The organism is uncultured Chitinibacter sp., from assembly GCF_945957625.1.
GTDB classification, from domain to species: Bacteria; Pseudomonadota; Gammaproteobacteria; order Burkholderiales; family Chitinibacteraceae; genus Chitinibacter; species Chitinibacter tainanensis.
Genome location: NZ_CAMFLP010000008.1, coordinates 110713 through 130594, shown reverse-complemented (window position 1 = coordinate 130594; position 19882 = coordinate 110713). Strand labels below are relative to the sequence as shown.

22 protein-coding genes are annotated in these 19882 nt (G+C 56.4%); 14 read left to right on the top strand and 8 right to left on the bottom strand.

Features of this window, described 5'->3' with window-relative positions; all coding sequences use genetic code 11:
- Window positions 1-19: 19 nt before the first annotated feature.
- The gene (gene clpB, locus QV747_RS10860; protein ID WP_273430740.1) at window positions 20-2596 is read left to right on the top strand and encodes an ATP-dependent chaperone ClpB; all 2577 of its coding nucleotides are present in this window, start codon (window positions 20-22) and stop codon (window positions 2594-2596) included.
- A 303-nt stretch (window positions 2597-2899) separates the two neighbouring features.
- On the opposite strand, the gene QV747_RS10855 is transcribed toward clpB, so the two are convergent.
- Together QV747_RS10855 and QV747_RS10850 are read right to left on the bottom strand one after the other, a co-directional pair.
- On the bottom strand, window positions 2900-3580 hold the full coding sequence (locus tag QV747_RS10855) for a Bax inhibitor-1/YccA family protein (protein ID WP_047394515.1): 681 nt from the start codon (window positions 3578-3580) through the stop codon (window positions 2900-2902).
- A gap of 68 nt (window positions 3581-3648) precedes the next feature.
- Window positions 3649-4746 carry an enoyl-CoA hydratase/isomerase family protein gene (locus QV747_RS10850; protein WP_273430742.1) on the bottom strand — a complete coding sequence of 366 codons (1098 nt, stop codon included), beginning with the start codon at window positions 4744-4746 and terminating at the stop codon, window positions 3649-3651.
- Window positions 4747-4890: 144 nt separating this feature from the next.
- Here QV747_RS10850 and QV747_RS10845 point away from each other — a divergent pair, with 144 nt between their 5' ends.
- From QV747_RS10845 to QV747_RS10835, 3 genes are all read left to right on the top strand, one after another.
- On the top strand, window positions 4891-5898 hold the full coding sequence (locus QV747_RS10845) for a M14 family zinc carboxypeptidase (protein ID WP_047394518.1): 1008 nt from the start codon (window positions 4891-4893) through the stop codon (window positions 5896-5898).
- The gene (locus QV747_RS10840; protein WP_288791508.1) at window positions 5895-6632 is read left to right on the top strand and encodes an alpha/beta fold hydrolase; all 738 of its coding nucleotides are present in this window, start codon (window positions 5895-5897) and stop codon (window positions 6630-6632) included. Before QV747_RS10845 ends, QV747_RS10840 begins: the two co-directional genes overlap by 4 nt.
- Before the next feature lie 71 nt (window positions 6633-6703).
- Entirely contained in the window at window positions 6704-7243 is a 540-nt protein-coding gene (locus QV747_RS10835) for an NADPH-dependent FMN reductase (protein WP_273430746.1), read from the top strand.
- A gap of 46 nt (window positions 7244-7289) precedes the next feature.
- Here QV747_RS10835 and QV747_RS10830 read toward each other — a convergent pair whose 3' ends face one another.
- From QV747_RS10830 to fur, 3 genes are read right to left on the bottom strand one after another with little or no spacing between them, the layout of a single operon-like run.
- A complete protein-coding gene (locus QV747_RS10830; RefSeq protein WP_273430748.1) occupies window positions 7290-8024 on the bottom strand; it encodes an arginyltransferase in 735 nt (244 codons plus the stop codon).
- A gap of 9 nt (window positions 8025-8033) precedes the next feature.
- Window positions 8034-8744: a leucyl/phenylalanyl-tRNA--protein transferase gene (gene aat / locus QV747_RS10825; protein WP_273430750.1), complete on the bottom strand. Its 711-nt coding sequence runs from the start codon at window positions 8742-8744 to the stop codon at window positions 8034-8036.
- 3 nt (window positions 8745-8747) lie between these two features.
- Complete coding sequence (gene fur, locus QV747_RS10820; protein WP_028448535.1) at window positions 8748-9173, bottom strand: ferric iron uptake transcriptional regulator; 426 nt, start codon at window positions 9171-9173, stop codon at window positions 8748-8750.
- A gap of 163 nt (window positions 9174-9336) precedes the next feature.
- Here fur and QV747_RS10815 point away from each other — a divergent pair, with 163 nt between their 5' ends.
- Both QV747_RS10815 and dapB read left to right on the top strand, forming a co-directional pair.
- Window positions 9337-9744 (top strand): outer membrane protein assembly factor BamE, encoded by a 408-nt coding sequence (locus tag QV747_RS10815; RefSeq protein WP_273430752.1) that lies wholly within the window; start codon window positions 9337-9339, stop codon window positions 9742-9744.
- Entirely contained in the window at window positions 9745-10545 is an 801-nt protein-coding gene (gene dapB, locus QV747_RS10810; protein ID WP_273430754.1) for a 4-hydroxy-tetrahydrodipicolinate reductase, read from the top strand.
- Between the two features lie 540 nt (window positions 10546-11085).
- Here dapB and QV747_RS10805 read toward each other — a convergent pair.
- Entirely contained in the window at window positions 11086-12267 is a 1182-nt protein-coding gene (locus QV747_RS10805) for an NAD(P)/FAD-dependent oxidoreductase (protein ID WP_273430756.1), read from the bottom strand.
- A gap of 165 nt (window positions 12268-12432) precedes the next feature.
- Here QV747_RS10805 and QV747_RS10800 point away from each other — a divergent pair, with 165 nt between their 5' ends.
- Together QV747_RS10800 and QV747_RS10795 are read left to right on the top strand one after the other, a co-directional pair.
- The gene (locus QV747_RS10800) at window positions 12433-13230 is read left to right on the top strand and encodes a Cof-type HAD-IIB family hydrolase (RefSeq protein WP_273430758.1); all 798 of its coding nucleotides are present in this window, start codon (window positions 12433-12435) and stop codon (window positions 13228-13230) included.
- Window positions 13231-13253: 23 nt separating this feature from the next.
- Entirely contained in the window at window positions 13254-13790 is a 537-nt protein-coding gene (locus QV747_RS10795; protein WP_028448531.1) for a glutathione peroxidase, read from the top strand.
- Between the two features lie 60 nt (window positions 13791-13850).
- On the opposite strand, the gene QV747_RS10790 is transcribed toward QV747_RS10795, so the two are convergent.
- The gene (locus tag QV747_RS10790; protein WP_028448530.1) at window positions 13851-14504 is read right to left on the bottom strand and encodes a carbonic anhydrase; all 654 of its coding nucleotides are present in this window, start codon (window positions 14502-14504) and stop codon (window positions 13851-13853) included.
- A 206-nt stretch (window positions 14505-14710) separates the two neighbouring features.
- On the opposite strand from QV747_RS10790, the gene QV747_RS10785 reads away from it, so the two are divergent.
- From QV747_RS10785 to QV747_RS10765, 5 genes are all read left to right on the top strand, one after another.
- Window positions 14711-15274 (top strand): cytochrome b, encoded by a 564-nt coding sequence (locus QV747_RS10785; RefSeq protein ID WP_273430761.1) that lies wholly within the window; start codon window positions 14711-14713, stop codon window positions 15272-15274.
- 150 nt (window positions 15275-15424) lie between these two features.
- Window positions 15425-15985: a YceI family protein gene (locus tag QV747_RS10780; RefSeq protein WP_273430763.1), complete on the top strand. Its 561-nt coding sequence runs from the start codon at window positions 15425-15427 to the stop codon at window positions 15983-15985.
- Window positions 15986-16021: 36 nt separating this feature from the next.
- Window positions 16022-16582: a YceI family protein gene (locus QV747_RS10775; RefSeq protein ID WP_028448527.1), complete on the top strand. Its 561-nt coding sequence runs from the start codon at window positions 16022-16024 to the stop codon at window positions 16580-16582.
- A 299-nt stretch (window positions 16583-16881) separates the two neighbouring features.
- Complete coding sequence (locus QV747_RS10770; RefSeq protein WP_028448526.1) at window positions 16882-17412, top strand: TIGR00645 family protein; 531 nt, start codon at window positions 16882-16884, stop codon at window positions 17410-17412.
- A gap of 160 nt (window positions 17413-17572) precedes the next feature.
- On the top strand, window positions 17573-17920 hold the full coding sequence (locus QV747_RS10765) for a gamma-glutamylcyclotransferase family protein (RefSeq protein ID WP_273430766.1): 348 nt from the start codon (window positions 17573-17575) through the stop codon (window positions 17918-17920).
- 41 nt (window positions 17921-17961) lie between these two features.
- Here the strand turns inward: QV747_RS10765 and QV747_RS10760 are convergent, their stop codons facing one another.
- Window positions 17962-18873, bottom strand: coding sequence for a LysR family transcriptional regulator (locus QV747_RS10760; protein ID WP_273430767.1), 912 nt, complete (start codon window positions 18871-18873; stop codon window positions 17962-17964).
- Between the two features lie 110 nt (window positions 18874-18983).
- On the opposite strand from QV747_RS10760, the gene QV747_RS10755 reads away from it, so the two are divergent.
- Entirely contained in the window at window positions 18984-19682 is a 699-nt protein-coding gene (locus QV747_RS10755; RefSeq protein WP_273430770.1) for a pirin family protein, read from the top strand.
- The last annotated feature ends 200 nt before the right edge of the window (window positions 19683-19882 follow it).

Genomic DNA, 19882 nt, shown 5'->3' with positions numbered 1-19882 from the left:
CGGGCCTGCAGGTGAAATCATGCGAATCGACAAACTCACAACCAAATTTCAGCAGGCGCTGGCCGATGCGCAAAGCATGGCCAATGCCAATGACAACCCATTTATCGAGCCACAGCATTTGCTGCTGGCCTTACTGAATGACGCCGACTCGGGTGCCGCCGCCTTGCTGGCCCGCGCGGGGGTGAATGTGCAACCTTTGCGCACGGCGCTGGATGCCGCAGTGAAACGGCTACCCAAAGTGCAAGGGCAAGATGAGCTGGCCGTGGGCAAAGAGCTAGGCCGGCTACTCAATGCCACCGATAAAGCCGCGCTGCAACGGGGCGATCAGTTTATTTCCAGCGATCTCTTTTTACTGGCACTGGCGGACGATAAAAGCGAAACCGGGCGGCTACTGAAAGATCAGGGTGGCAGCAAGGAAGCCATTCTGGCGGCGGTAGAGGCCGTGCGGGGTGGCGAAAGTGTCAACAGCGCCGACGCCGAACAACAGCGCGAAGCCTTAAGCAAATATTGCCTGGATCTCACCGAGCGCGCCCGCGCCGGTAAGCTGGATCCGGTTATCGGCCGCGATGATGAAATTCGCCGCGCAATTCAGGTATTGCAGCGCCGTAGCAAAAACAACCCCGTACTGATCGGTGAGCCCGGCGTGGGTAAAACCGCCATCGTCGAAGGGCTGGCACAGCGGATCGTGAATGGCGAAGTGCCCGATTCACTGAAACACAAGCGGGTATTGGCGCTGGACCTAGCTGCGCTGCTGGCTGGGGCCAAATACCGGGGTGAATTTGAAGAGCGCCTGAAAGCCGTACTGAATGAATTGGCCAAAGACGAAGGCAATAACATCATCTTTATCGATGAGCTACACACCATGGTGGGCGCAGGTAAAGCCGAGGGCGCGATGGATGCCGGAAATATGCTCAAACCAGCCCTAGCGCGCGGCGAGCTGCATTGCATCGGCGCCACGACTCTCGATGAATACCGCAAATACGTCGAAAAAGACGCCGCACTCGAGCGCCGTTTTCAGAAAGTGTTGGTCGGCGAGCCTAGCGTAGAAGACACGATCGCGATTTTGCGTGGCTTGCAGGAAAAATACGAAATCCATCATGGCGTTGATATCACCGACCCGGCGATTGTCGCTGCGGCGGAGTTGTCGCACCGCTACATCACCGATCGCTTCCTGCCGGATAAGGCCATTGATCTGATCGACGAAGCCGCGGCCAAGATCAAAATGGAAATCGACAGCAAGCCCGAGGTGATGGATAAACTCGATCGCCGGCTTATCCAGCTGAAAATCGAACGCGAAGCCGTGAAACGCGAAAAAGACGAAGCCAGCCAAAAACGCCTGGCACTGATCGAAGACGAAATCAGCAAGCTGGAGGTGGAGTATTCCGATCTGGAAGAAATCTGGAAAGCCGAAAAAGCCAGCGTGCTGGGCAGTCAGGCCATTCGCGAAGAAATCGAGCGCCTGAAAAACCAGATGGACAGCCTGAAACGCGCCGGCGAATGGCAGCGCGTGTCCGAATTGCAATACGGCCAGCTGCCGCAGCTGGAAGCCAAGCTCAAAGCCGCCGAAGCCTCGGAAACCAACGGCAGCAGCAATAAGCTCTTGCGCACCCAGGTGGGCGCCGAAGAAATCGCCGAAGTGGTCAGCCGCGCCACCGGTATTCCGGTCAGCAAAATGCTGCAAGGTGAACGCGAAAAACTGCTGCAAATGGAAGATGTCCTGCATCAGCGCGTGGTTGGCCAAGATGAAGCGGTGCGACTGGTGGCCGATGCCATTCGCCGCTCACGCGCGGGGCTGGGTGACCCGAACCGGCCGTATGGCTCTTTCCTGTTCCTTGGCCCGACCGGGGTGGGTAAAACCGAGCTATGCAAAACGCTGGCCGAATTTTTGTTTGATTCGGAAGAGCACCTGATTCGCGTGGATATGAGCGAATTTATGGAAAAACACTCGGTGGCCCGCCTGATCGGGGCGCCTCCGGGCTACGTGGGCTATGAAGAAGGCGGCTATTTAACCGAGCTGGTGCGCCGCAAACCGTATAGTGTGATCTTGCTAGATGAAGTCGAAAAAGCTCATCCGGATGTATTTAATATCCTGTTGCAAGTACTGGATGACGGCCGCCTCACCGATGGCCAAGGCCGCACGGTCGACTTTAGAAACACCGTGGTCGTGATGACTTCCAACCTTGGCAGCGAGCATATTCAGCGCCTGGCCGATTCGGATTATCAGGTGATCAAGCTGGCGGTCATGGCCGAAGTAAAAACCCATTTCCGGCCCGAATTTGTCAACCGGATTGACGAGGTGGTGGTGTTCCATGGCTTGCAGCAAGCGCATATTCGCCATATTGCGCAGATTCAGCTACAAAAACTGCTGGGCCGGCTGGCGCAGCTGGAAATCGGCCTGGAGGTTGCCGACAGTGCGCTGGACTTGATCGCCGAGGCTGGGTTTGACCCGGTGTACGGCGCGCGACCACTGAAACGGGCGATTCAGAGCGAGCTGGAAAACGTGCTGGCAAAACGGATTTTGGCCGGCGAATTTGGCCCGAAAGACACGATTGCTGTTAGCGCGCGCGATGGTGTGATGCAACTGAGCAAGGCCTAAGCGCACAAGACAGTGCATCCGATTAAACATCAGCTAGCCCCCGCTTGCGGGGGCTTTTTTACGTTTACCCTGCTCTAGAAAGACAAAAATCGCCAGCGCAACCGGGGTGCAGTTTCAAGACTCAACGGATTCAGTCAGGCCACCAGCAGTACCGCAGGGCCTACCGTGACGGCTGCCTAATCAAGACCAATCGGCAAGATACCTACAGCTAGTATCACCTTGCAAGCCAATCAATTAAAAGACTTCATGGCAATACCCAATAAAAAAGCCGCCCAGCGGGCGGCTTTTTTGGGCTAACTGTGCTTAGTCGCGGCTGCTGCCGGTGAAGGCCATCAGCAGATTCAGCAAGCTCACGAACACATTGTAAATGTTCAGATACAGGCTCAGTGTGGCGGTGATGTAGTTGGTTTCACCACCGTTCACAATGCGGCTTACGTCATACAGGATGAAGGCCGAGAACAGCAGCACAGCCACCGCAGAGATCGTCAGCGACAGGGCTGGGATCGCGAAGAACACATTGGCAATCGCCGCCAGCATCAGCACTACCGCGCCCACCAGCAGGAATTTACCCATGAAAGAGAAATCCTTTTTGGTTACGGTCGCAATTGATGCCAAGGTGAAGAAGATTGCACCCGTGCCGACTGCGGCCAGACCAATCATCTCGGCGCCATTGCTAAATTTCAGCGCCACTTGCAGGATTTGGCTTAGCCACAGACCCATAAAGCCAGTCCAGGCCAGCAAAATGCCGACGCCAGCAGCGGAATGTTTGGTTTTTTCAATCGCGTAGAACGCGCCGAAGCTCACACCCAAAAACAGCAAAAGGCCAAACATCGGGCTCATCGCGAATTTGATCGAGATCCCGAAAATCGCGCCCGCGGCGGTGGGCAGCATCGACAGCGCCAACAGGAAATAGGTATTGCGCAAGACTTGATTGCGCTCGGCAACACTGGTCGTGCTACCGTAAGTGGCCGGATTGTAGTGCATGATAACTCTCCATAAATTATTCGCGGTTTGCCGCGTTGCAGCTAAGATGCGGCAAAGGCGAAAAAGTTTCAAGCCATGCAAGTATTTTCTGCCCACAATGCGGCAAACTGCGCCGCAGTCGTGGCATCCGGCTCGCTAAAAGGCGCGGCCACCTGCCAGCGCGGGGCCTCGCCCCGGGCATACAGGGTGCTATAAATCCCCGCCTGAAAATCACCATAGCGCAGCGCCGCCGCCGCGAGCGCAGTTTCCAGCGCCACGGTTTGCACCAAAGTTTGCTGCGCGGCGCGTTGCTGCAAAGTCCAGCTCAGCCATACCGAGGTGGGCGAAGCGTGCGCCAGCCGCTGCGCCGCATGCCGGCACCAGGGGCTATCGCTGGCCACCCACGTGGCAATGGCGGCCAGCACGGCACTAAGTTCATCGGCCGCTGTTGCGCTATGTAGCGCCGCCCTAGTGACGGCATCCAAGGCCTGCGCGCCTTCTGCCTGCGGCCAGCGCTGCAAAAAATCGCTCAGTAGCGCATGATTTTCCTCCGCCGCCGCTTGCCACGGCAGGGTTGCCAGCGCCGTGAGCACGGCATGACGATCTGCCGCCGGCAACAGATATTGTGCCGCGCCTACAGCCAGCGCATCAGCAGCCTGAATCGGTACGCCTGTCAGCCCCAAGACGCGCCCCAAGCTCGGCCCGTCGCCCAGACGGGGTAGCCACCAGCTGGCCGAGACATCCGGAAACAGGCCAATCCCGGTTTCCGGCATAGCTAGGCGCGTGCCCGGTGTGACCACGCGGTGGCTGGTCGCAGCAAACACGCCCCAGCCGCCGCCCATGATAATGCCATGCCCCCAGGCCAATACCGGCTTGGGGTAATGCCGCAGGCTGTGGCACAGCTGATATTCTTCGCGGAAAAAATCATCGCCTGCCGCCAGCTGGCCTGGCTCGGTCATGGCCTGATACAGGGCTTTGAGATCGCCACCGGCGCAAAAACCGCGTTCACCAGCGCCAATGATGACAATCGCCGCGATGTCGGCAGCATCTTGCCAAGCACTGAGTGCCGCCGCCATTTGCCGCACCATGGCCAGATTCTGGGCGTTGATCCGCTCGGGTGCGCTCAGCGCCAAACACCCCAGCGCCATGCCATTGGCCCCCTGCAATACCGAAACATGTACCGTCATGCCATCCTTCCGTTTGTCAGCGAACCTGGATTGAGCCGTAGCCTTCTCGGCAGCTCAATCAGTCATTTCCTTTATAGCGCGGCTTGTAACATAAGCAGGGCCAGCGCTGCCTATAGTGGAGCGATTGCATCCACGACCCCGACCATGCCCCGCCTACCCGAACTGGAAACTCTGGAAGACTTGCTCGACCAAGCGCCCGCCAGCGCCCGTGTGCACACGCTGGCCACGGTGGGCGAGGAAAATTGGCCTTTGTATGCGCTGGTGCTGGGCAATCCGGCCCCCGAAGCACCAGTGCTGGGCTTTTTTGGCGGCGTGCATGGGCTGGAGCGCATTGGCTGCCAGATTGTGCTGGCGCTGCTGCGCAGCATTCTGGTTCGCCTGCATTGGGATAGCAGCCTGCAGCATAAATTGGAACGCATGCGCTTGGTGTTTATGCCGCTGATTAATCCCGGCGGCATGCTGCGCGGCTGGCGGTGTAATCCCGCCGGAATCGATCTGATGCGTAATGCGCCACTTGATGCCGCGCAACGCCCGGCCTGGCTGGTGGGCGGCCAGCGCCTAAGCCGCCATCTGCCCTGGTATCGCGGCCCGGCCGGTGCCGCGCTGGCGGCAGAAAACCAAGCATTGTGCCAACTGGTGGAGCGAGAATTACTCTGTAGCCCGTTTAGCCTAGCGCTGGATTGCCATTCGGGCTTTGGCCTGCGCGACCGGCTGTGGTTTCCCTACGCCCACACCCGCCAGCCCTGGCCAGCGCTGCCCGAGGTGTATGCGCTGGCCGAGCTATTTCAGCACAGCTACCCCTATCACCCCTATCTTATAGAGCCACAGGCGCGCCAATACACCACCCATGGCGACATCTGGGACTACCTGTATTTGCAACACGCCAGCCACGGGCAGCGCCAGTTTTTACCGCTCACGCTGGAACTGGGCTCTTGGTTATGGATCAAAAAAAATCCTCGCCAGCTGTTATCGCTGCTGGGTTTATTCAACCCGATTGTGCCGCACCGGCAGCAGCGCGTTTTGCGCAAGCATCTGGTTTTATTCGAGTTTTTAATTCGCGCCGTGCATGATCATGCGTATTGGCTGCCACGCGGTGAGCAGCGCCATGAGCTGGCGGCCCGCGCTTATCAATATTGGGATTACCGGCCATGAGCCACACCTGGGTGTTATTGCGCGGCCTGATGCGCGAAGCGCGCCACTGGGGCGATTGGCCGGCGCGCCTGCAAGCGCGCTACCCACACGATCGCATCATCTGCCCCGATTGGCCCGGCTGTGGCCAGCATTACCAGCAGCGCAGCTTGCTGCGCATTGAAGATATGGCAGGGTATCTGCAGCAAACGCTGATCCAGCAAGAGGCTAGCGGGCCATACCGGGTAGTGGCGATTTCGCTGGGCGCCATGGTGGCCTGCGCCTGGGCTCAACAGCGGCCGGCGGATTTTATCGATTGCACCTTGATCAACCCCAGCTTGCGCGGCCACAGCCCGCCATGGCAACGCCTGCGACTGGCTAACTGGCCGCGTCTGCTTGGCCTGCTGGGGCAAAGCCCGGCAGCGCGCGAAGCCACCATCCTCGCCCTGACCAGCCAGCTTGCCGAGCCCGCCGTACTGGCCGCTTGGCAAGCATGGGCGCGCGAAGCGCCGGTGAGCCGGGCCAATGCCCTGCGCCAGCTCTGGGCCGCCGCCCGGTTTCGCCCGGCCCCCCAGGCGCCAGCGGTGCCACTACAGATTATTCAGGGGCTGGCCGATCAGCTGGTTGATCCACGCTGCGCCAGTGTGCTGGCGCAGGCGTGGGGCTGCCCACTGCGCAGCCACCCCACTGCTGGACACGATCTGCCGCTGGACGCGCCGGAATGGTTACTCGCGCAGCTCGGCGCAGCGCCAGCCTAGGCGCAGCCGACTTGGTACTGTCACCCGAATTGGCTAAGCTAAGCTTTTCCCCTCACAGCAGGATATCCACCATGAAAGTGCTCGCCATCTGCGGTAGTTTGCGTGAAAAATCGGCCAATAAAGGCATGCTGCGTTATGCCCAAGCCCATGCGCCAGCCGGCATGGAGATCGAAATCGCGGATCTGTCGGCCATTCCGTTTTACAACGCCGATCTCACGCCAATGCCAGCCGCTGTACAGCAATTAATGCAGCAAATGCAGGCGGCGGACGCGTATATTTTTGCTGGCCCCGAATACAACTATTCACTCGCGCCAGCGCTGAAAAACGCCATTGACTGGGCCTCGCGCGCCGAAGGCAATGCCATTTTGGGCGGCAAAGCCGTGGCCTTGATGGGCGCGGGCGGCGGCATGGGTACCTCGCGCATGCAATATCATCTGCGCCAAGTGTGCGTGTTTGTGGATTTGCATCCGCTGAATAAACCGGAAGTGTTTGCCAATGCCTTTGCCGGTGGCTTTGATGCTGATGGCAATGTGCTGGATGAGAAAGTGCAGGAAAATATCCGCCAGCAATTGGTCGCGCTAGCGGCGTGGGCGAATAAGCTGAAAGCCTAAGCCATACCCCACCATGTATTGCCAGCAGGCTATTTTAAATCAAGGCCTAGCTGGCAATACCCTCAAGACGTTGCCATACCCCATTCACCCGCCCTTCAATCGGCTGGTATTGGGTTTTGTAAGTCATCTTGCGACAGCCATCGATCCAGTAGCCCAGATACACATAGGGCAGCCCTAATTGCTTCGCTAGGCCAATCTGCCACAGAATGTTGTACACCCCTAAGCTGCGCTGCGGCCAATCAGGCTCGAAAAAGGTGTACACCGAGGACAGCCCATCATCGAGCTGGTCGATCAAGCTCACCATACAGACTTCGCCATCCTGCAAAAACTCGGCCAGTACGCTTGAAACATTGCTGCGCAGCAGAAAGCTTTCATACTGCTCGCGGTTGTCCTGATCCATCCCCCCGCCCGGATGACGCTGACGCTGATAGCGCTGGTACAGCTGAAAATGCTCTTCGCGAAAAGTAAGCTCAATCAGCCGCACTTTCAGCAACTGATTGCGCTGCGCCACTCGCCGCTGAGTGCGGCTAGGTTGAAAATCTGCCACCGGTAATCGCACCGGCACACAGGCGCTGCAGGTATCACACCAGGGGCGATAGACAAATTGCCCACTACGGCGAAAGCCCTGCTCCACCAGCTGGCTATACACACCGCTATCGATCAGGTCGGAGGGCACCGCCACCTGCGAGCGTGCCAACTCATTGGGTAAATAGCTACAGGGGTACGGCGCCGTAGCGTAAAACTGCAGCTGCACCGTGTGCTTGCGAAAGGTGTCGTTCATGGTGGCTTCCTACGCGGGGCCAGCGCCGCTGGCCTGGTAATCGTACGACCACGGTCCGGGATCGACATACTGGGCGGTCAGGCGCTCCAGACTGGCCATAAACTGCGCACGGGGGATTTCGCGGGCGCCAAAACGGGCCAAATGGTCGGTATACATCTGACAGTCGATCAGGCCGTAGCCTTGTGCGTCCAGCCAGCGTACCAGATGCACAAAGGCGATTTTTGAAGCATCGGGCCGGCGGGCGAACATGGATTCACCATAGAACATTTTGCCGATGGCCATGCCATACAGGCCGCCAGCCAGCTCACCATCGATCCAGCATTCGATGCTGTGGGCAAAACCGGCCTCATGCAAGGCGGTGTAGGCCGCCAGCATTTCGGCCGAAATCCACGTGCCCGGCTGACCCGCGCGCGGCTCGGCACACGCCGACATCACCGCATGAAAGGCCGTATCAAAGGTAACCCGATAGGCTTTATTCCGAATCACTTTATCAAGCGAGCGATGCACATGCAGCTCGGCCGGATACAGCACCATGCGCGGGTCTGGCGACCACCACAAGATCGGCTCGCCCGGCATAAACCAAGGAAAAATGCCGCGTTGGTACGCGGCAAGTATACGGTTCGGGCTTAAATCGCCACCGGCAGCCAGTAGCCCATTGGGCTCAGACAAGGCCTGAGTCAGGGGCGGAAATTCCAGCCGATGATCCAGCCACGGAATCATCGTTTATTTTTTACTCTTGCTCTGGCAATCGGCGCAGGTGCCGTACAGATACATCTCGTGTTCCTGAATCTGGAAGCCATGTTTTTCGGCAATTGCATCTTGCCGTGCTTCGATTTCCGGATCGTAAAATTCTTCAACCTTGCCGCATTTCACACACACCAGATGGTCATGGTGTTCGCCGTGGTTTAATTCAAACACCGATTTGCCGGTTTCGAAATGATGACGCACCAGTATGCCGGCTTGTTCGAATTGCGTCAGCACACGATACACGGTGGCAAGACCGACATCGATTTCTTCGGCGATCAGCATGCGATAGACATCTTCGGCCGTCAGATGGCGTTCGGTACTGGTTTCAAACAAATTCAGGATTTTCAGGCGCGGACCGGTGGCTTTCAGCCCCATCCCTTTCAATTCTGCGGCTTTGCTCATGGTTATTTTTTCCCGTGTGTCACTGTGCGGTGTTGGCGCAATAGGGTTATCATATAGCGTTTCGCGGTGCCGCGCACCGATCCATACAGTGAAGCGCAAACGCATGAAGGCTAGAATTTCTACTGCACTCCTCCTGAGCAGCCTCTTCCTAGGCGGCTGCAGCGTGGTCAATTTTCTCACGCCCTACAAGCTGGATATTCCGCAAGGCAATCAGATCACCATGGATCAGCTGGAAAATCTGAAAGTCGGCATGACGCAAAGTCAGGTTCGCTTCCTGCTCGGCACCCCGCTACTGGTCGATCCTTTCCATCAAGACCGCTGGGAATACATCTATCGCGATGAAAAAAGCGGTGATGTGAAAGTGAACAAGCGTTTCTCGATCATCTTTGAAAATAATATGGTGGCCCGTTGGGAAGGTGAAGTACTGCCTGAGCCGGCCGCCCGCAAAGAAGCGCGCGTGCGAGCCAGCGCCGTAGTCAGCGATGAGCAGCTGATGCGTAGCAAGGTGAATCCCGGCGCGCCAGACAGCAAGCAAGTCGAAGTCAAACCTCTGATTGATAAAGGATTCTAAATGACGATGAAAATCGCCATTGCCGGTGCTTCTGGCCGCATGGGCCGCATGCTGATCGAAGCCGTCGTGAATGCACCTGATGCCCAATTACATACCGCCCTAGATCGCGCGGGCAGCGAAAGCATCGGCCAAGACGCCACCGCCTTTCTGGGCCAAACCAGCGGCATCACCATTACCGCCGACCTGGCCGCCCTGCAAGGTGCGGATGTAATCATTGATTTCACCCGCCCGGAAGCCACCTTGGCGCATCTCGCGGCTTGTCAGCAATACGGCGTGAACATGATTATTGGCACCACCGGTTTTGACGAAGCAGGCCGTGGTGCTATCGCTGCCGCGGCGAGCCAGATCGCGATTGTGTCGGCTTACAATATGAGCGTGGGGGTTAATCTGGTCTTCAAGCTCCTCGAAGTTGCGGCAGGGGTATTGAACCAGGGCTATGACGTCGAAATCGTGGAAATGCACCACAAACACAAAGTTGACGCCCCATCCGGCACCGCGATTGCCATGGGTGAGGCGGTGACTCGCGCTTGGGATAAAGCCCTGAAAGACATTGCCGTGTGGTCACGCGAAGGGATTACCGGCGAGCGCCAAGATGGCACCATCGGCTTTGCCACCTTACGCGGCGGCGATGTGATTGGCGACCACACGGTGGTCTTTGCCGGCGCCGGTGAGCGCGTAGAAATCACTCACAAAGCCAGCAACCGCACCATCTATGCGCAAGGCAGCTTGCGCGCGGCGCGTTTTTTGGCCAGCAAAACCAGCGGTCATTATGATATGCAGGATGTATTAGGGCTGAAATAAGCCACCTCAGCAGAGAGGTAGATATGAAAAAAGCGAGGCCAAAGCCTCGCTTTTTTGTACTCTGCAGGTTGGTGAGGGGATACCCCTATCCCAATCCACCAGCCAAGGTGGTCTGCCCGATCGGAAACTTCAACTGCGTACGACACCTACTATCTACGTACTGCCTGCTTCCTATCTTACAACTCACTACCCTTGGCACGGGCTGCGGGGCGCATTGCCCACATGGATTGCAGCCACCTAGCCTGACAACACGATGTTGCCTAAACAATCGGGCCAGCTAAAGAGCACATAAAGAACAACGAAACGGGTTTCGTTTCGTTACCGGTCGGCATTCATTGCTTCAGGCTTGAATCATGTCAGCCTGCGGGCCGTTGCCGGTAGAACGAGATCACGGATGATCAGGATTTGCCTAGAGGCGAGCTACCTAAACTGCGATTACAGATCTGCAAATTCATCTCCTCTGTAAGTACTGCAGTCAACAATAACGTCCTTGCGGAAAACCACGAACTCCTCTTTTGTTGCCGTAGTATTAATTTAGACCTAAACGTGCAGTCCTGCAACATATCCTGATGACCAGGCCCACTGAAAATTGTATCCGCCCAGCCAGCCGGTTACATCCACCACCTCGCCAATGAAAAATAAGCCCGGCACTTGGCGCGCCATCATGGTTTTGGATTGCAGCTCATCAGTATCCACCCCACCCCGCGTCACCTCGGCTTTTTTATAGCCTTGTGTACCTGAGGGTTTGACTTCCCAGCGGTGCAGATCATCAGCTATTTGCTGCAATACCTTGGGTGAGTATTGCTTTAGAGGCTTTATTTCACCATACCTTTGAAGCCATACCTGCAAGAAACGCTTCGGCAGCCATTCTGCCAAGATCTTGCTCAGCAAAGCCTCACGATTGGCCATCGGCCAAATATCGGCCAACTGCACGCTCGGCAAGAGATCGATCACCAGGCTCTCGCCGGGCTGCCAATAGCTGGAAATTTGCAAAATCGCCGGGCCGGAGACGCCTTTATGCGTAAACAAAATCGCCTCGCGAAACTGCTGTCGGCCGCACGCCACAATCGCGTCTTCAATCGCCACGCCAGCCAGCTCAGTCCATAAATCTTCGGCCTGAAAAGTCAGCGGCACCAGTGCAGCCGCCTGCGGCACGATGCGCAGACCAAATTGCTTGGCAATCTCGTAGCCAATCGGGGTGGCGCCGATTTGCGGGATCGATAAACCACCGGTCGCCACCACGAGGGATTCACACTGCCAGCTTTCCGGCTGGTCATCGCGCTCTGTATGCACCACAAAACCACCGTCAGGATGCGCTGCCACAGCCACAATCCGGCTACCCTGCCGCCACTGGGCGCCACCGGCATCGACTTCGACTTTCAGTAAATCAATCACCCCTTGCGAGTGCTGATCACAAAAGAGCTGGCCTAGGGTTTTCTCTTGAAAACTCAGCCCGTGTTTGTACATCAGCGCAATGAAATCATGCTGGGTAAATTGCTTCAGGGCCGACTTCACAAAATGCGGGTTATTCGAGAGATAGCATTCAGGGCTGATATTGAGATTGGTAAAATTACAGCGCCCACCACCCGAGATGCGGATTTTTTCGGCCAGCTTGAGGCTATGATCAATCAGCACCACGCTGCGCCCACGCTGCCCAGCCGTTGCCGCACACATCATTCCAGCCGCCCCGGCCCCCAAAACCACCACATCACATCGTTGCATTTGCCACTCCTTGTTGCGCGGCATTGTACCGTGAAACCGCAGCGGCTCTGCGGCCGGCAGCTTACCGGTCTATACAGCAAAACCCGATTGGCATTATTACGAAGGCCAAGCCCCCATAGCCTAGCGTAAAATAACGGCTTGATTTCCCCACCGACGGAGCTGGCAATGCGGACGATGATAGTGAGTGATCTTGATGGCACTTTGCTCGATAAAGAGCACAAAGTGGATGCCTTTACCGCCGAGACCCTGCAAACGCTGGCTGCACAGGGTTACGCCATTACGATTGCTACTGGCCGCCATTTTCTCGATGTGCGCGGCATTCGCGCTGCGCTGGGCGTACCGGCCCATTTGATCACCTCAAATGGCGCACGGGTGCATGATCCGGAAGATCGTGAAATTTACGCCGAAAACATCGAGCCTGAGCTGGCGCGCGCACTGATGCAGCCCGATGTTTCCAGTGGCTCTTTGCTCAATGCCTATGTGGATGAGGGCTGGCTGGTTGAGCGCGAGTGTGAAGAGCTGGTTGGGGTGTATTACAAAGATTCGGGCTTTGGCTATCAGGTCTGCAATCTGGCGGCGCACAGCGGCGAAGGCATCGCCAAGATTCTCTACATTGGCGAACATCAGGCGCTCACCGAGATCGAAAGCCGCATTCTGGCGCGCTATGGCGATGAGGTATATATCACCTTTTCGGCGCACGATTGCCTCGAAGTCATGGCCCCGACTGTATCCAAAGGCCATGCCCTCACCGCCGTGCTGGCCCGCCTAGGCATTGATGCCGAACATTGCTGCGCTTTCGGCGACGGGCAAAACGATATTGAAATGCTGGCCGTCGCCGGCCAGGGCTTTGTAATGGCCAACGCCAGCCCCAAACTCAAAGCCGCCCATCCGAACCTGCCCGTGATCGGCAGCAATGAACAACATGGCGTTGCCAGCCAGCTGCGGAAGATGTTTAATCTCTAGGCCACCGCCATGGAGAACGACCGATGCGCCGCTTATTGCTTGCTGTTAGTTTCAGTGTGATGACCAGCTCAGCTTGGGCTGCCTGCAGCCCATTGCTCAATCACCAGTTTAAAACCCTGCAAGGCCAGCCGTTTGATTTGTGTGCCTATGCTGGCAAGCCCATTCTGGTCGTGAATACGGCCAGTAAATGCGGTTTTACCAAACAGTTCACCAAGCTGGAAAAGCTCTACGACCAATACAAAGGCCGTGGTTTGCTGGTGATCGGTTTTCCCTCCAATGACTTTAAGCAAGAACTAGAAACCAACGCGGAAATTGGCGATTTTTGCAAACTCACCTATCTGGTCGAGTTTCCGATGATGGAGAAAACCAGCGTCTGGGGCAAAAGCGCCAATCCGCTGTATCAGCAGCTCAGCAAAACCTCGGGCACTACGCCGAAATGGAATTTCTACAAATACCTGATCGCCCCCGATGGCAAAACCGTGACCGCTTTTAGCTCGATGACCGAACCAGATGACCCCGAGATCGTTGGCAAGATCGAGGGCTGGCTCGGTAAAAAATAAGCACAAAAAAACCTGCTTCTCGGCAGGTTTTTTTGTGTGCTATTGCTTTAAAAGGCCACTTTAAAGGGCCGGCGATAACGACGTTACCAGCGGGCCAAAGGCATTGGTTTCTTGGTTGAAATCAAACAGCGCGCCTTGCTGAATATCGAAGTACCAGCCCAGCAAGCTCAGCTTGCCCGCCTCAACCCGTTTGGCAATAAACGGGAACGTCATCAGATTATCCAGCGAAACAATAATCGCCGCCATTTCACAGGCCCTAATCTGCCGCTCTTCATCTTTATGCGCCAACTCGCGGCGCACGTGTTCGCGCGCCTGCTCGGCGATTTGCACCCAGCGGCCGACAAAATTGGCTTCGGTTTTCGATTCGGGCTCTTGCATCAGCGCGCGAATCCCGCCGCAGGCCGAATGCCCCAAGATAATAATCTTGCTGACTTCCAGATGCTCGACCGCATATTCAATCGCCGACGATACCCCGTGAAACGCGCCATCAACTTCATACGGTGGCACCAGATTGGCCACATTGCGCACCACAAATAGATCGCCCGGATCACAATCCATCAACAGCGCCGGATCGACCCGCGAATCAGAGCAACCGATCAGCAGTGTCTTTGGGTTTTGGCCCTGCTTTAGCTCATCAAATAAGGTCTGGTGTTCGCCAAAGTACTTATGCTGGAAGCGGCGGAAACCGCCGATGAATTTTTCTATATCTTCCATCTTTCTCCCCAAGGCTAGATGTTTCATCCGGGCGTAATTCTACTGGTTTTCACTGTGCACTGGGCGGACAAATACAGTACATCCTGTAGAAGCACAAAAGACGTTCAATTTTTTTGAATAGTCAATACAAGTAATTTCGCTATCAATCACTTAGCACGCCCACTATGATGCAATGCGTATTCAGAATAACTGAACAAGGACTTGTCATGAAAAAACCTGCTCCCGCCCAATACAGCGCCCTGCAAATCGGCCTGCACTGGCTGGTGGCGGCCCTGATTCTGGCCGCATTTATTCTGATCTGGCAATTTGGCAATACCCCGCTGGCGCCCGATACCTTCAAGCTGAAATTACAGCTGATTGCCTGGCATAAATGGGTGGGTATTACCGTACTGGCGCTATTTGTGGTGCGTCTGATCGTCAAACTGGTGCGCGGTGCACCCGAAATTGATCCAGCCACCGACCCGCTGCAACGCAAGATCGCCATCGGCGTGCATCACCTGCTGTATCTGTTGATGGCGGCGATTCCGCTACTAGGCTGGATGCTTAGCTCGGCCAAAGGCTACCCGGTGTTGTTGTTTGGCGTAGTGCAATTGCCCGATCTGGTGGGCAAAAATGAAGAGCTGGGCCACACCCTGCGGGAGATCCACGAATTACTGGCCAACGGTTTACTGGTGTTGATCGGTCTGCATGCCGCAGGCGCCATCAAACACCACGTGATCGAGAAAGACGGCACTTTGGCGCGGATGTTGCCCTTCCTGCGTCGGAAATAAACCTCACCACACCTGCACGGTGCAGGCAGTGTGAGCTGGCCCATGGCCAGAAACTGAACTTTAAACGAGATTTAGACTCAATTCGGCCAGACTCAGCGACCGGATTTAACTTGATTGGCTGGCCTACCCCAGCCCCACTGGAGAAAACCCATGCTTGTACGCGCTACCCTGTTAGCCACCCTGCTGATGACCACTCTCGGCGCCCACGCCGCACAAACCTTGGTGCCGGCCAAAAGCCGCCTAGGCTTTACCTTTAGCCAGATGAACACGCCCACCGAAGGCCTGTTTAAGGCTTACACCGCCACCGTAGATTTTGACCCGGCCAAACCGGAAGCGGCCAAAGCGCAGATCATCGTTGACCTCAATAGCATTGATGTCGGCGGCCCGGATGGCAATGCCGAGGCGAAAAAGAAAGCCTGGTTTGATGTGGCAACCAACCCGAAAGCCACCTTTACCGCCACCAGTGTCAAAGCACTGGGCGGGGGCAAATTTGAAACCAAAGGCACTTTAAACATCAAAGGCATTACCAAAGAAGTGGTCGGCCAAATGACCGCCAAACAGCAAGGCGCTGAATTGGTACTGGAAGGCCATGTGCCGCTGCTGCGACTAAATTACAAACTCGGTGATGGCGCCTGGGCCGACACCGGCACGGTAGCAAACGAAGTTGCCGTGAAATATAAGCTGGTATTGACCGGTAAAGCAGGCAAATAAAAGCATTTCAACTCATACCCACTAGGAGTATTACTCATGAAACAACTGATTTTGGCGTCTGTACTGTCGGTAGCAGCTATTGGTGCACAAGCGGCCGATACCTATAAAATCGACCCATCACACACCTATGCTAGTTTTGAAATCAACCACCTGGGCTACTCAACCCAGCGCGGTAATTTCGAAAAAACCAGCGGCACCATCACCCTGGATACCGCAAAAAAAACCGGCAGCGCCGACATCAGCATTGATGCCGCTAGCCTGCGCACCGGCTGGGAAGCGCGTGACAACCACCTGAAGGGCGAAGATTTCTTCAACGTGAGCAAATTCCCAGCCATGACCTTCAAAAGCAATAACTTCAAATTTGAAGGCGACAAACTGGTGAGCGTGAGCGGCGATTTCACCCTGCTGGGCGTGACCAAACCACTGACCCTGAACGTCACTAATTTCAAATGCGCGCCACACCCAATGAGCAAAAAACCAGCTTGCGGTGCAGATGCGGTGGCCACCATCAAACGCAGCGACTTTGGCATGAAAGCCTATGTACCAGCCGTGGGTGATGAAGTCACACTGCGCATTCAGGTTGAAGCCAGCAAATAAGCTGCCTCTCCCTACAACCCCTGCTTAGGCAGGGGTTCAGACTACTGACAAACCCCACTCGCGAAGCGAGGGCCCCTCAAGGAGGGGCCGGAAGGGGTGGGAATAGAACATCAAGACTGCAGGTTAAACGCCTTTATTTCCTAGGCTCGGCTTGGCCGAGACTTGAAAAAGATTGTTCCCCCATTTTGTCCGCAGCCTGACCCCTGCTAAGGCAGGGGTTTTTTTCTGCCTGCGCTTGCCGCCAGCCGCCGCCAAAGGCGACAATACGGGCCGCAATCAGAATCACGAGGACGCCTTGCATGCAAGAACAAGAGACCAATCAAGCCACCCCGCTGCTGGGCAAAATTATTTTTGGTAGCCGCTGGCTGCAATTGCCGATCTATCTGGGCCTGATCGTGGTGCAAGGGGTGTATGCCTACAAATTTCTGGCCGGCCTCACCAGCATGATGCTCAATCTCGGCTCGCTGAGCGAAACCCAGATTATGTTGGCCGTGCTGGGCCTGATTGATGTGGTGATGATTGCCAATCTGCTGCTGATGGTCACCGTCGGCGGCTACGAGACGTTCGTTTCCCGTCTGCGTATCGATCGCCACCCCGATCAGCCCGAGTGGCTCGATCATGTGAACGCCACCGTACTGAAAGTTAAACTTAGCATGGCGATTATCAGTATTTCATCGATTCACCTGCTGCAAACCTTCATCAATGCCGGCCAGCTGCCCGAATCACAAATGAAATGGCAGGTGATTATCCATCTGGCCTTCCTGATTTCCGCCGCGGCGCTGGCCTACACCGACAAACTACTGCACTCGGTCAGCCACCCATCACACTAAACAGCGCCCGACATACCCACATATGTATTGCCCCAGAGCCATTGCCATGCAATGGCTCTTTGCTTATACCCCTACCAAAACTGTACCCCTGCCGACTGTCACTTGTCGCTTCCTGCGGCCAAAGCTAAATTGGCCTCACCCTACCGAGAGCGAGCCCAATATGCCCAGATTGTTTTCCTATGGCACTTTGCAGCAAGAGAATGTGCAGCTGGCCACCTTTGGCCGAATACTCAGCGGCCAAGCCAGCGCGATTGTGGGCTACAGCCAGACTATGGTGGCGATTGATGATCCAGAAGTTGTCAGCACCAGCGGCAAAACTCACCACCCGATTGTGCGCTACACCGGCGACCCCACCGCCCAAGTGAGTGGCACAGTATTTGAAATCAGCGACGCCGAGCTCGCCCACGCCGACCGCTACGAAGTCGACGCCTACCGCCGCGTCGCCGCAGCACTGAGCACCGGTGGTGAAGCCTGGGTGTATGTGGCGGCGGATAGTCTGCACGAATAATTAGGGCATGGCCTGCTGCCCACCTTGAACCGATGAAGCCATCAGCCCGCCTGCAACCATTGGCGAATTGTCTGATCGCTAGTGAGGGCATCAACCCACCATTTCAGCGCTTGGCCGGCGTCCTGGCTGCGCCAGGCGTGGCAAAGCCGCACATGCGGCTGTACTTCGGCTACGGCTTTGGTGATGAGCTCGCCGCTGGCGAGATACGGTTTGGCCCAGGCCAGCGGTAAATAGCCGCAGCCCAAGGCGGCGACTTGGGCGAGGGTTTTTTGCCGCATATCGGGCACGTGCAGCATTTCCTGCCCGGATAAAATATTGAAGGAATGCTTGGTGAGCTGGCGGGCGCTATCGGGTATCACCACCGCGCGGTGTTGCATAATGGTTTGCGGGGCCAGCGGCTCTGGGCTCTCGGCCAGCGGATGCTGCGGCGAAATCACAAAGACCGAGCGAAAATCGCCCAACATATGGGTGGAATACCCGCCACCCGCCGGCCCTTGCGCGATGGCGCCAATCACAATATCGGCGCGCCGATCCAGCAGCGCTTCCCAAGTGCCGCCCAGTGCTTCATGCAAAAACCGGATGCGGGTGCCCGATTGCAGCGCATCAAACTCGCGCAGCAGCGGGTACAGCAGCTCCAGCGGAATAATGGTATCCACGGCAATGCCCAGCTCGGTTTCCCAGCCGGTGGCCACACGTTTGATCCGGCATTCCAGCTCATTGGCGGCGCGCAGCAAATGCCGCCCTTCGTTCAGCAGCTCTTGCCCGGCGGCCGTGAGCTGGGCGCGATGGCCGCTGCGATCAAAAATCTGCACGCCCATATCGTCTTCGAGCTTGCGCACCATATAGGTAACGGCAGAGGGCACACGGTGGACTTCCTCGGCGGCGGCGGCAAAGCTGCCACGGCGGGCAATCGCGTCGAGAATTTCGAGGGCTTCCAGACTTAAACGCAGCATGGGGCTTATTCCGATTTTTTGAATGATTTGGGCAGATCTTTTGGCTATCAATGGCCCAAGGGCAAGCTTATTATGGCATACACCATTCAAATGAATTGAAGGAGCTCACGATGATTACCCTACGCAAAGCGGACGAACGCGGCCATGCCAACCACGGCTGGCTGGATTCACACTTCAGCTTCTCGTTTGCCGAATACTATGATCCGGCGCATATGCATTTTGGCGCTTTGCGGGTGATCAACGATGACCGCATCGCCCCCGGCATGGGCTTTGGCATGCATCCGCATCAGGATATGGAAATCATTACCTATGTGCTGGCTGGGGCGATCGAGCACCGCGATAGCATGGGCAATGGCTCGATTATCCGCCCGGGCAATGTGCAGCGCATGAGCGCCGGCACTGGCGTGCGCCACAGTGAATTCAACCCCAGCCAGAGCGAAGAGACGCATCTGCTGCAGATCTGGATTATGCCGGGCGTGAAAGGCATTGCACCTTCATACGAAGAAAAGATCTTTGCCGAAGCGGAAAAACGCGGCCAGCTGCGGCTGGTAGTCAGCCCCGATGCCGAACAAGGCTCGGTACTGATTCATCAGGATGTACGTCTGTATGTCGGCCTATTTGATGGCGATGAAGCGCTGGTGCAAGCGCTACCCGCCGGGCGCAAGCAATATGTGCATGTGGCGCGCGGCCAGCTGGAAGTGAATGGCGTGGTCTTGCAGGCCGGTGATGCGGCCATGCTCACGCAGGAAGCACAGTTGAGCTTGCAACACGGTCAGCAAGCCGAAGTACTGGTATTTGATTTATTCTGATTCGCCCTTTAGCGCTCGTCACCGCTGATGCCCCGGCCCCGCCGGGGCATACTCTTTTGGGTATTTCCCTACAAGCCTTTACTTATAAAGCCTGCAAGCATATACCCCTTTAGATTTTTGCTAAATCACACCCGCCGCATGCAGCCAAATCGCCAAGGCAAGATTCGGACAAATCCCAAGCCAGATTCCGACAAGGACGC